This window comes from Gynurincola endophyticus (assembly GCF_003991195.1).
Taxonomy (GTDB): domain Bacteria; phylum Bacteroidota; class Bacteroidia; order Chitinophagales; family Chitinophagaceae; genus Gynurincola; species Gynurincola endophyticus.
The window spans coordinates 20,388-33,540 of the sequence record NZ_RCWL01000001.1 but is presented as its reverse complement, the minus strand read 5'-3'; the positions used below and the strand labels follow the sequence as shown (position 1 = coordinate 33,540).

At 36.5% G+C, this 13,153-nt stretch carries 10 protein-coding genes; 1 reads left to right on the top strand and 9 read right to left on the bottom strand.

Going from position 1 to position 13,153, the window contains the following annotated elements; genetic code table 11:
- The first annotated feature begins 39 nt into the window (after positions 1-39).
- Positions 40-2,448 (top strand): outer membrane beta-barrel family protein, encoded by a 2,409-nt coding sequence (locus tag D9O48_RS00135; RefSeq protein WP_126969376.1) that lies wholly within the window; start codon positions 40-42, stop codon positions 2,446-2,448.
- A gap of 207 nt (positions 2,449-2,655) precedes the next feature.
- Here D9O48_RS00135 and D9O48_RS00130 read toward each other — a convergent pair whose 3' ends face one another.
- From D9O48_RS00130 to D9O48_RS00090, 9 genes are all read right to left on the bottom strand, one after another.
- Complete coding sequence (locus D9O48_RS00130) at positions 2,656-3,657, bottom strand: DUF1028 domain-containing protein (RefSeq protein WP_126969374.1); 1,002 nt, start codon at positions 3,655-3,657, stop codon at positions 2,656-2,658.
- Positions 3,658-3,667: 10 nt separating this feature from the next.
- Positions 3,668-3,973 (bottom strand): SCP2 sterol-binding domain-containing protein, encoded by a 306-nt coding sequence (locus tag D9O48_RS00125; RefSeq protein WP_126969372.1) that lies wholly within the window; start codon positions 3,971-3,973, stop codon positions 3,668-3,670.
- A 12-nt stretch (positions 3,974-3,985) separates the two neighbouring features.
- Positions 3,986-4,582: a hypothetical protein gene (locus tag D9O48_RS00120; RefSeq protein ID WP_126969370.1), complete on the bottom strand. Its 597-nt coding sequence runs from the start codon at positions 4,580-4,582 to the stop codon at positions 3,986-3,988.
- Positions 4,579-5,133, bottom strand: coding sequence for a flavoprotein (locus tag D9O48_RS00115; protein ID WP_158624776.1), 555 nt, complete (start codon positions 5,131-5,133; stop codon positions 4,579-4,581). Before D9O48_RS00115 ends, D9O48_RS00120 begins: the two co-directional genes overlap by 4 nt.
- 36 nt (positions 5,134-5,169) lie before the next feature.
- The gene (locus D9O48_RS00110; protein WP_126969367.1) at positions 5,170-5,664 is read right to left on the bottom strand and encodes a hypothetical protein; all 495 of its coding nucleotides are present in this window, start codon (positions 5,662-5,664) and stop codon (positions 5,170-5,172) included.
- A 78-nt stretch (positions 5,665-5,742) separates the two neighbouring features.
- The gene (locus D9O48_RS00105) at positions 5,743-6,111 is read right to left on the bottom strand and encodes a response regulator transcription factor (protein WP_126969365.1); all 369 of its coding nucleotides are present in this window, start codon (positions 6,109-6,111) and stop codon (positions 5,743-5,745) included.
- A gap of 20 nt (positions 6,112-6,131) precedes the next feature.
- Complete coding sequence (locus D9O48_RS00100) at positions 6,132-6,563, bottom strand: acyl-CoA thioesterase (protein WP_158624775.1); 432 nt, start codon at positions 6,561-6,563, stop codon at positions 6,132-6,134.
- A 7-nt stretch (positions 6,564-6,570) separates the two neighbouring features.
- Positions 6,571-12,258 (bottom strand): type I polyketide synthase, encoded by a 5,688-nt coding sequence (locus D9O48_RS00095; protein ID WP_158624774.1) that lies wholly within the window; start codon positions 12,256-12,258, stop codon positions 6,571-6,573.
- A gap of 11 nt (positions 12,259-12,269) precedes the next feature.
- The gene (locus tag D9O48_RS00090) at positions 12,270-13,151 is read right to left on the bottom strand and encodes an RnfABCDGE type electron transport complex subunit D (RefSeq protein ID WP_126969359.1); all 882 of its coding nucleotides are present in this window, start codon (positions 13,149-13,151) and stop codon (positions 12,270-12,272) included.
- Between the last annotated feature and the right edge of the window lie 2 nt (positions 13,152-13,153).

The following is a 13,153-nucleotide window of genomic DNA, read 5'->3' as shown; positions in this document are numbered from 1 at the left end:
ATTAGTATTACACGAGGTAATTTTATAAAACTAAATGTAATGAAACTAAAAGTCATTATTCTATCAGTAATCATTATTTTGTGGCAAAATAGTGACGTATATGCCTACACCGACATCAACTACACAATAACCGTAACAGATAAAAGTAACAGGCCGGTTCAATATGCCACCGTTCAGGTTGTAAGAACAAAAGACGGAACTTTACATTATTCTGACATAACCAATGCCGATGGCACATTGGTTATAAAGAAAATGGAAGCCGAAGAATACAAGCTGATCATTTCTCATATCAATTACGCATTAAAGGAAATTGTAATTAATGTAAACGAATCAGATAACACTCCATTACAGGTACAACTTGAGCACAAATCAGAACTTCTGGAAGAACAAGTGATCAACGTTAACAAAAAAGTATTTGAGACGAGCAACGACAAGTTGATTATCAATGTAAAAAACAGTTCTATCTATTCTAACCAACCCGGAATCATACAACTTCTATCGAATATCCCGGGAGTAATCAACTTAAATAACCTGCTTACTTTCAGAGGCAATCGAAAAATTCAGTTTGCAGTAAACGGAAGATCCATACCCCTTACCGGAGCCGCACAATATGACTATTTACAAAGTATTTCCACTCAATCAATTGAGAAAATAGAACTAATTGAACAACCCGGATCTAATTATGATATGGAGGGTGATGTCGTTATTAACATTATTACCAACCAACCCAAAAACATTGGCTGGAGAAGTTCAGTCAATACCGTATTGGGAACAGCTTACTCCTATGGCTCTTTTTTACCAAGCGCCAATAACTCCATTTCGTTACAATATGGAAATGAAAAATTATTCTGGAGCTTAGGCTATAACTATAATTATTCCGAAGGTTACACTAACATTAATGAAAGGATTGATTTTAACGCACTTAAGAATTTCAACCAGGACATTGGCTTTTATGACAGAGGAGAAAACGTACACAACCCGACATTCCAGCTTCAATACTCATTTAACAAAAAGCATGAAATTGGCACAGCCGTCAATCTTAATGTTAAACACAAGAATACGTTTTTAAGTAATGATATGTTTGTTGCCAGCGATAAAATAATTGACAGTACCATTGCCACTCATTCAAAAGAAAACACCCAATCTCTTCAAAAAGCTATTGACTTTTATTATAAATGGAGCATTGACAGCACACAACAAATTAGATATGTTATTGATCTGATCGGTAATAAGAAAGATTTTTTCATCAATAGCTATAATCAGTTCTGGGTAAATAATAATCATCGTGACGAGATTATTGCCGGAAAGTCACTCAACGATATCTTTCTCGTAGCACAACAACTAGACTATTCAAAAGTTATCAGCCGTGACGCACGACTTGAAGCCGGTGCTAAATACGGATATGTTAACAGCAAAAATAATGTACAATACCGGAATGAAACATTGAACGAATTCGTTAATAACAATGAGTTTGAATACATTGAAAGAACATTTTCCGCTTTTGTAACCTATACTCAAAAATACAAAACCTGGAATTTCAACATCGGAGCAAGGTACCAAAGCCGGTCTTTCGAAACAGACAATTCTCATGTTCAGGATGTTAAGAAAGATTTTAAAAACATTTTCCCAAATATTCTCATTTCAAAAACATTTGCTTCAAAAAACAGAATATCTGTCAACTATTTCAAGAGAATAGTAAACCCTGTTTATACAAACCTTAGTCCGTATGATTATTACGTAAACCCTTTTACCACTTTAAAAGGAAACGAATATCTTAAACCGTCCATAACCAATAGAGTAGATATCTCTTATGACTTTAAAAGCGGAGTTAAAATAAAATCCTCGAACTACAAGTCTAAGAATTTTATCGCCACAGCTCAGATACAAGACAAAGAAAATTTCACACAAGTGCTGATGAGCGACAATATTGGCAACTTATTCAGTAATTCACTTGAGTTCAGCTATCCATTTATGCTCAACAAATATTATATGGGTTATATCGGAACCGGGTTTGAATATCAACAATATAAAGAAGGGCCTGCCAACAAGCTGGGTTACCGGTCAAATAAAAAACTTATTTACTATTTATTCACTCAACAGGAAATACAGATACCAAAGTTGTTTAACATAGAACTGAATGGAAACATTATTACACCATCTCCCCAGGCTCAGTTTGAAATCAACACTATCTGTTATCTGAATATTGGAATTACCAAAAGCTTATGGAAAGGAAAACTTGATGCACAACTACTACTGAATGATGTGTTTAGAAGTTTGAAATATGACGGTTGGGTATATGGTAATGAATGGCTTTCTACTTATGGAAATTACAAAAGTTCGAGACAAATTCTAATAGGACTAAAATACCAGCTATTAAATAAAGGTAAGTTGAAAACAGAAAAAGCATCCTGGATTACCAACGAAGAGAAAAGCAGATTGCCTAAATAGGCAACTGCTCCTTCCGAATCAGAACCAATTGTGTGTTTAAAGAACATTGACTTCTTGTAGTGATCAAACCAGACGAGGTTCACAGGGTTTAAAAAGTTGAACGGATACCTATTCAGCAGGAAATACCTGAAACAATGCGATTCTGACATCAAATAAAAAAAGCAGATACCGAAAGGTGTCTGCTTTTATCTTATATATCTGTTATAGTTATTTACCTAATGCTAATAACTTATCATAAGTTTCTTTCGAGATCATTAACATACCAATTTTATATAATCTCGGAACAATTATGTCTCTCCATTCAGGTGCCTTCTTAAAAGTTTCCTCTAAAATGGGGAGGGCTTTCTCTACATTATTCTTGTTGAGCAATTCAACTGTATACCAGAAAGAAAGTTCTCTGTTTTCGGGGTACATACTTTGAGCCTTTAGATAAAGTTCATGAGCTTCATCGTGTTGTCCGCGCGCAAATAAATAGTTTGCTCTGTTTAATGAATCATATGCTTTCTGAACATGAAAGAGGCGTTCTAATTCTACAATCGGTTCTTTGTGATCAGCTACTTGTAAATCAACTCTTCTATCAATCCATATACGGTTCGAAGAAGTAGGCGCAACAATTAACATGCAAGCACTTTGTTTTCCACGTACATCACCACCTTCAGCCTGGCCCGCTTTTAAAGCAGCAATCATCCGGTCGCCTAAAGCACCATTGGATTGTTTAAATGCCGTTGACATTTTAGACCAGATCTGATCGGAGTAACCGGTATTTGCCTGAATAGAAAAATTATCTCCGGCAATATGGCCGGCACTTGGCAAACAATATTTTCCGGAATAGGCTGCAGAAACACCGTCTTTATTCATCACTGCCAACTGCCGCATTTCTCTGGCAGGGTCTGATTTTATTAGTGAGTCTACTACTTGTTGAGGAGACAATCCTTGTTTTAATAACTCTAAACCCTTAGGGCCAAAACTGATATTAGACACGGCTTGTGTTACCACAACACCTACACCAGCTTCTCCCCAGGCTACAGTTTTACCAACAGCAAACCAGTGTGATTGTACGGCCACACCAATTTCTTTTGTTACAGAATCATAAGCCAATATCGAAAAGGTATGGGCAAATGGTTCTTCCGGGTTAATAAACTGAGCATTAAGAGTGATCGACTGAGCGCAAACAAAAGAAACAAACAAAAAAGGTTTTGCAATATTCATACACTTTGAATTAGTCTTTGTTTAAAAGGGATCTATATTTAAACGCAACGCCGTAACTACCCTTAATAGACATCTTACCTGTACCCAATGCATCAAATGGAGATATTTTTCCATTTCTTAAAGCAAGAAATGTTTTCTCATTCATACTTACAGTAGATACCGATGTTTTATCATCGTTAGTAATAATATTAGCATTGTCAGTGCCGTCAATATGAAAAACATATTCCCCCACCTTTAATTTCAAGGTGGTTTTTATTGGCGGCATAGACAATACCTTATTCTTTACTTTTTCAAATTCGTTTTCTAATTCTTGCATAAAGAATTTTTATTAAGCTCCGCAGAAATTAAATCCAATCTGATGATTAGTATGTTTTGCTGAAATATTTCCCTGAACCGTCATTTTCTTTGGAAAGAAAGTTTTGAAAGAGGCAACATCTGAAGATAATCTTGCAGCAATGTCACTTTCAATTACTTTACGGTTCTGATCAAGAATTTCATAATCGAATGCCATTTCAAGATTCGCCGGAAAATTTGCATTCAGGCGAAGTGAGTTCAGGCTGGCTTTTCTAACCTTGGAAACTCTAAAATAAATATCCTGGTTTAACAACTTACTGAAGCTCTTTCCTTCCCAGGAAATACGATCAATTTTAGTTATTTTCAGGCCCGTGGTTGCCTTTCTTACATTTTCGGTTTGAAAATTAAGATTGGCATCAAACACTACCACCTCTGATTGATCACCTTTTGTGATAACAAAAACAGGTTGCGTATTGTATTTGAATTGCTGGTCTACAGGAATTGCCTCTGCTCCGTCTTCTACCGAAAGACTTCTGTTATTGATAGCAGCAGAAGAAGAAGATATTTTGCTGACAATCGGTAACCCAGCTCCAACCAGGAATAAGTTTCTTCCAAATTCTCTTCTTTTCATAAAATAGTTTTGTTTTCGCTTTTTAATTGACGTATATAATCTATCACGGTTTGAATGCTCGCCATTACACCTGACGTTTTTTGCAGGCCGTCAATTTCAAAACCTTCCACCGGATCAACTATATACAAACCTCTTCTTTTTAGCAGGTCCACGTTAAACTGAATACTTTGATTATTCCACATATTTCCATTCATTGAAGGCACAAATACCACCGGACAAGTTGCTGCTACCAGTGCAGTAGAAACAACATCATCACAAATACCGGTTGCTGCTTTTGAAATAATATTCGCAGTGGCCGGCATTACCAGTATAAGATCGGCTTCATTGGTTAAACGGATATGTGGCACTAATAGATGATTAACTTCTTCGTATGCATCTGTTATTACAGGGTGGCCGCTGTGCAATTCCAAGGTATACTTAGATACAAATTTTAATGCTGAGCGCGTCGTCATAATATTTACATCAGCATTTAACTTCGTTCTTAGATGTAATACATGAGAAGGAATGACAAAGCTGGATACAGCCCCTGTAACACATAATAGAATCTTCACCTTAAACAGTTTTAATAATCAAAGTATTCAAATATCTTAACATGCACACACCATCACGTCGATCTCTAAATCTTCAGCAATTTTTAAGCTTTTTCCTTCTACTCTGAACATATCGTTCGGTTTTGGAGGAAATGCATGGATTTCTCCTTTTGCAACACCGGTTAAACCAGATTTAACCACTTCTCCATTGATCAACACTTCATATTCCATGTTGAACTCAAGGTTTGAAGGAAAATCATAGTTTAAGTTTTGTGCAGTTACTTTACTGTTTTTACCCAGGTCTGTAATTCTGAAACCAACTTCACAATCTAATAATTTGCTATAAGCTTTCGCTTTCCAGTCAGTAACCTCAACAGATACCATTCTTTCGCCTGAGTCATTTTTAGCAGCATTAGAAGTTCTGATATCCATCTGAGCTTCGAATACAAGAACTTCTCTTTCTCCATTTCTTTGAATTAAGAAAATAGGATTTGATTCAATGTGAAAGTTTCCTGCCGGAGGAAAAAACAATGCAGCATCTTTAGTTGACATAATTAATGTTTTAAGTGATGTAATAATTAAAATTACCAAGCATCCGACTCTCAAACAATACCGTACCTTTGGCATTTATTACACTAAATTGAAAGAATATGCGAAAAAATAGATCTCTGACATATTATTTACGTCCAGCTTCTTATTAATATTCTTTCTATGCTGTTCTACCGTTCTTCTACTGATAAACAACTTATCTGATATATCCTTATTATTATCTCCCTGTACAATCATCCTGATGATTTCTTTCTCCCGTTTCGTAAGGCTTTTATATATCTCGTATTTCTCTTCAATGAATTTCAACTCATCAACTATTCTTTTGAGCTTAAAAGACAAATCCGACAAATGAGGTTCTTTTTCCTCCCGGGGTATGGAGAAGATCAATGATTTATCATCATTAAACAACTTGTCTTTCAGCTCGTTTAAAACCTGATTCAATACACTCATACGAACACTCTTTAGTAACGTTAGGCATACTGCTCAAATGCATTCTGTAGTTTTTCAGGGAATGGTTTCGGCTCTAACCTGTCATTTTCCTTAACAAAACAACCGATCTCATGAAAACCTATTGCAGCCAGTTTGGAAATCTGCTTATCGTTTGATTTATAATACTCTATTTTCATCTTCACCTTATAACTTTTTAAGCTCTCCAGATACATTCGCATCTCCACCTTCTCTCCGGCAAACAACTCATCATAGAATGTACAGTTACAGGAAAGGGTTATCAGTGCCAATGAATTCTTTGATAACATATCAATCGTTTCAGGATAATGCTCAAGAATAAATTGTTCTCTTATCTTACCCATCCAGGAAAAATAATTACTGAAATAAACATTGCCAACCATATTGGTATTTTCCAATAGCACATCAAAAGAAAGTGAGTAATACTTTTTTGCCATTACTGATTTATCTGATAATTGAAATTGAATAAATATTAGAAATAGCGTCATCACCGATAATACTGATACAGGTATTGTAAATCTCGTGACCATTTACCTGTAGCTCAAGAAATCCGGATGAATGTGTTTTGGTTAAAAAAACGTCTCCGCTTTCCAGGTGCCCTATTTTTCTTACACACTCTATTGCTGTCCAGATTCTGGTAGCCGATACATTAATATCTTCTTTTAGCTCTTTTGACAAGTATTCTGCGAGTTCATATTGTGGTGTACGCAGTACGTTTTTCCACCGGCTTTCATTCGAAGGCTTTACCATTTCGATGTCAAGCCCGACTCTTTCTGAGGCAATAATGGCTGATTGAACAGTTCCGGAATCAGACTTGCTGACAAACTCCTGTTCGTCTAAAAATGGTTTACCATCTATTCTTTTATAAGTAAGAAAATCAAGCGGCTCAAATACCAGGTTATATTCAGCATTCTTTAACGACTTGTTCTCTGCAAGAAATCTGTTTACTATTACAGCAGTTTGTTCGGGAGTATAAGAAACATCTTTAATACTTTCTACCCTTTTAAACGACACACCCTCCAGATTCACCAAACATCGATTGTCTGCGTCTATTAACTGAATGGTGTAATTGTATACCACTCCGTCATTATAATGTTCTATTGCTTTTATTCTTAACAGCTGCTCACCCGATATCTCATCCAGGTGATAATTGACTGAATCAATTGATACAGGCAACAATCTCTGATGGGGTACACATATCTGAATGGAATGTAACAAAGCATCCATGATATAAGGATTTACTCCCATTAATCCATTACCCATGTATTGGTTAAACACATCATTTGTAACATTTGGCTTAACTGATGCCACCATTTTATCATATCGTAAAAACTCAAACTGTTCTACCACCTGAAAACTTGACCCGTGAAACAGCAAATGATCATAAACATGTTGCAGTCCCATAGGCTTCAGATCAGGCATCTCTTCAAAAAAAGGAATATTATTCTCAGGCAATACTTCTATTTCATACGTAAAATGCTTTACTGAAAAGTTATTAACACCTGATAAAATACTTACACTGTATATGGATGCCCACTGACGTTCAATTACAATTCTTAGTTTGATTTCCTGTGTGGCATCCTGCAGGATGATAGGATTCTGAAATTCGATATTCCGCAACCTTAGATGAGAAAGTTTACATTGACGGTTGGTAAAAACATCAAAACTTTGCAAACCGGCTTCAACTCCCATTACACCAGGAAACAAAATATTATTATCTACCACGTGATCGAGCAGATACCGATCTGTTACCGGAGATATATTCACTTCCGAAACAAATTCTACTCCTCTGATATTCTCTATAATGTCTTCTACAAATCTGTATTGATGAGCTACAACGTCATTACTTTTACGTCTCAATTCAGGAAACTTACCCGAAACAAACAGAGATATTTCTACATTTTTTGCAACTAATGCATTTAATAGTATTTCACTGCCGGTATCTATATTGATTGGTATAACACCATTTAACTTTAGCAGCTCTAGCAAGCCGAGATCATGTCCCATACCCACTTCATCCCATACGCTCCATTCAAAATTCAGAAAACGAATGTGATCGTTTTGCAATTTCAGTTCCTCAACAGTATTTCTCAAACACTGATTTGCAAAAGCATATTCGGCATTTCCTTCCATTCCCACATTTCCGATTACAGAGCCGAATGTAAATACAAACCGTAGCGACTCTTTCGGGATAATACCAAAAACATTATTGAACCCGGCTACCTTAGGGTTAAAAGTGGCCTCTAAAGAATCTTTAGTAATTAATTCAAATTTCTGAGGATTATTATAACCTGCTGAATGAATGAACCCGGTTATGTCAACTTTATTTGAACCAATATATTCTTTCAGTTTTAAAATATCGTCCTCTTTAGTAATATCTATACTCAGATAGTTATAGGAAATTTTTGTTTTTTCAAGTAGTTCAAGATTGTACTTCAATGCCGGATCTTTATCGCGATCTGCCCTTCCGATAATGAGGAAGTCAACATCATGACGATAAGACATTCTACGAATTGCTTCAAAGGCAATTCCTTTTCCTCCTCCGGATACTAATATTGTTCCTTTTACCACAGCATTCACATCAGTTTCTTCAAGAGAATAATCGTACTCAAATTCCGGGATATAAATATTTTCTTTTTCTATTTTTACTTCCTGAAGCGGATCACCGTTTACGAGTTGAACATAAAAATCCTCTTCTGCAAAAGCAGCATCATTTTCATAAACCAGCAACAATTTCTCGAGCAGGTTTTCTTTTAACAGGCTTTTCAAAAAGCTACTGAAATAATCTTTATCATATACAAAAACTAACTTTTTAGATAAAAGATGATGATCAAGTATTTTCTTGAGCTCTAAGAGATCATTCAACCAATGACTATACTGAAGGGCAGTATATCTCACGATCAATAAATCATCATAAGTATTATAAGTGAAACATTTTCCTTCTTCTATAGCAGACATGAACTTTCTTTCTGCTGTTATCGCTCCTTCCCGGCACCATTTCTTAACAAATGTTTTTATCCATGTGCTCTTCAACTCCATGCCCGCATCTTTGCCTTCGAACTGATCATCAAAATTATATTGAAGAAACATTTTCACTATATCCTGCACGGAAGCATTTGAGTACTCCAGCAAAGTATTACTCACCTTTAAATCATTTTTTTTGGCAAAAGATGTAATAAACTGTACTACATATAATGAATTGAGATGATAATCATCTAACAATCTGGAATCATCTTTTATTCTATCTGCTTCAAGCTCCAGCGCTTTAGCGAGTTCTTCTTTAAATAACCGGTGAAGGTTTTGGTTGGATACAAGCTCACTTACCACATTAATAGTTTCCTCTTCCTGTATTTCTTCAATCTCCTCCGTAACATTCTCTTTTTCCTCTCCAAAACTGTCGATATTTTCACAAGGATTTACGATATAAGTATTCTCAACATCCAGGTCAACCATTTTAAACACCCTTCTGCTGATGTGATGTTCAATTTTAAAAGTATTGTCAAAGCTGATCAGATAGGCCAGCACATTACTGAGATCCCATATAGAATCTCCCTGCAACCCCAGGCTAATAGCGTTCTCAATATTATTCGAAGCAAGCAGTTTTTTCAATGAGTCCGCCGCACCGGCTTCTATCCATAGATCAACTTCTTTATTTGCCTTTTCAACAGTATCCTTAAATAATACCGGAGAGGTCAATTGAGTAAGAAGAAGTTCCTTTACTGATTCGTTTTCCTTTACCTTTTCAGCAGTAACGGTTGAATAATAATAGCGGTCCTTTTCCTGAAACGGCACCGTTTTCAGATAAGTATCAAAAGCAGATTCCACATCTTTCATCAGTTCAGAGTGAAAAGCGTTTTCTACATTCAGCTTTAAGCAGGCAAATCCTTTTATTTTCAAATCAGCATGGAGCGATTCTATTTGTTCAGACTTTCCGGATATTACCCACTGTTCTGATGAGTTAATGCAAGCGATGCTTAATCCTGCTGCTGATATTTTTTTGAGGCAATAGGCTTCATCTTCTACAGGATTCACTAAGAGCATAGAACCTTTTACGGCTTTGCTTTCTTCCATGAGCTGACCACGGAAAGCGGCCAATTCGATGGTTTGGTGATAAGACAATGATTTTGAAAAATACAAACACGCTAATTCTCCTACGCTATGCCCTACCGCCGTCTGCGCGTAAACTCCATACTCTTCCAGAATATCCATACCTAAACAAGCGGTATTCACCAATGCAGGCTGTGCCGTTGCAGTAGAAATGCTTGAAGTGGTGTGATTAATCAGACCGGGTATTTTACTGAATACAGAAGGATAAATTACACGCAGGTTGGAATAGATGTCCATAAACTTGTTTCCCTGTCCGGGAAACAACAGACCTGTCCGTATTTTCTTTTGATCGGCTGAATAGTATATCCCTCTTTCAATGTCTTTGAAAGGAGTATTCTCTTTGATATTTTTCTTTAAGAAAATGAGCTTTTCTTTAAGTTCTTCTGCATTTCTGGCTACAACTGATACTCTATACTTTTTATAAGAATACAATTTTATAAGTGTACAACTCAGGTCTGAAAATTCGGCAAATGACAAATTATTGCATCTGGCGGTTACTGTTTCAAGTTTTTCCTGCAGTTTTTCTACAGATGATTCAGCGAACGCAAACAACTCTGCATCAAAAAACTTATGATTGATCTGCTTGTTATTGTCATAAGTATTAACGGACGATGTATTATCACCTTCAACGATCACATGGGTATTAATACCTCCGAATCCCATAGAACTGACACCCACTTTCAAAGAAGGCTTTTTGTTTAATATGATTTGTTGATCAGGTAGAATCAGCTGTTCATTTTGTTTAAAAATCGCATGGGGTGTATGATTACTCGATGCAGGCGGAATTACTTTATTGCGGGCAACGCAAACTGCTTTAATTAACCCTGCCACCCCTGCTGCGGCTTTCGTATGACCAATATTGGCTTTTATACTTCCGATATAAGTTTTATGATTATTCTTATGATCCGTTTCGGAAAGCATTTCCTGAACAGCAGTCAGCTCTGTTTCATCACCTTTTTTGGTGCCGGTTCCATGTCCTTCAATATAATCCAGATCGGAAAAAGAGATTTTTGCTTTCTCCGCAGCCCGTTTTAATGCCAGCTTCTGACCATCTTTTTCAGGACGTGTAATTCCACCCTTCCCATCAGAAGAGATTCCCCAACCTATGATAGAAGCAAGAATGTTCAGGTTATTCTGTACAGCAAACTCATAATCGGCCAATATTAAAATACCACATCCTTCTCCCGGCCAAAAGCCGTTTGAATGTTCATCATATACCAGCATTTTTGATTTTGCCAACGCTTCCGTTCTTGAAAAGCCGACCAGTTCAAATGGATCAAGACTCACATCTACTCCGCCAACGATCGCTATTTTCAGATCTTTCTGCAAAATTGATTCGCAACCTTTAATTACAGACAAAAGCGAAGAACTGCAGGCTCCATCGATGGTATATCCTCCGCCTTTAAAATCGTAGTAATTACAAATTCTACCGGCAATAGTATTCGCGAGTCCTCCGGCAAGAGAATCTTCTTTAAAATCGGCAAATGCGCTTTTATATAATTTTTTACTTCGGGCTAATATTCTGTTTATTTCATCGTCTTTCAGCTGTTCTTGCTTCAGCGTGGTTTTTAATACATTGGCTACATAAGGCCAGCGTAACCGGAGCAGGTTTGATCTTGTTTGCTCACCGGTTAATGTATTACCAATAATAACGCCTACTTCTTTTTTAAGATCAACCGTCAGGAGATCTTTTAAGCCGGCATCGTTCAGCGCATTATCGGTTGTTTCCAGCGTAAGCCAGTGCGTTAAATCAGCAGTTTCATAATTGGATTTTGAAATGTTAAAACGGGCTCTGTCAAAAGAGTAATCTTTAATAAAGGCACCTTTCGATGAATAAATTTTATCTTCCGGATCATTCTTTAAATTAAAATATTCTTCGTTTAGTCTCTTAGCAGGAAATTGCCTGAAAGAAACACGTTGTTGCAAGATATTTTCCCACAATTCATTTACACCCGGTGCATCCGGGTAAACGCATGACATTCCAATGATCGCAACTTTAGTTTTATCTTCTTTCTGGGGCACCATAGTACAAAAATTTATTGAGCAAGACTCTCCTGAAACTTCGGCTTTCTTACAGTATAAGGTTTCAGATAAAGCAAAATTCCTCTTACAGAACATACAATCAGCAATGCGAAGAACTGACCAAAAACTATATGGTAGTATACCAGAATAGAATAGATTATACTTACGCTTGCCCCGAAAATGATCTGCCCTTTAAAATCAGAGGGGGTTGTTGCCGGATCTGAAATCATATAAAAGCTAAACAGCAAAAAGGCAATGCCGGTCATTGGTGAAATTGCTGCTATGACCTCACCATCCATAATATAGGCGCGAACCACCCCCTGTATAAGGAAAAAAACAAACCAGGATAAAATAAGCGGCATACGCTTGGTTAATTTTGTATTCAGAAAACTGCCTACACATATAAAAATCAGTCCGATAATCCAGTCACCCCAACCATGCAGGTTTTCTGTAAACTGATAGGGAGGAGCAATACCTACCCAGGGAAACAGAATCAGAATTAATGCGATTCCTGTATTAGAAGGATTCAGAAAATGTCGCTTAACACCATCAACATTTACTCTGAATATCACTTTTGAGCAAATTGCTATTGATGAAGCAAATACAACCGGCCAGATACCTTTATTCGTAAACAACAACATTGATACTGCCATCGCTGTGATATGCGCCGGTAATAAAAACAATACTAAGTTTTTAAAACTGCCTTTGTATCGGGGAACAGATTTTCTTTTTTTTGATTCTAAGTATTGAAAAAATATTTCCAATGAATAACAGGTAGCTAATGCTACCAGCGGATGTAACCAGGATTGTTCTATGCCTAAATAAAAGTGACCAACAATATTCAGAACGGTAATAGCAATACTAAACCTGATTAGGGCTGCAATTCTTAAATCCATAT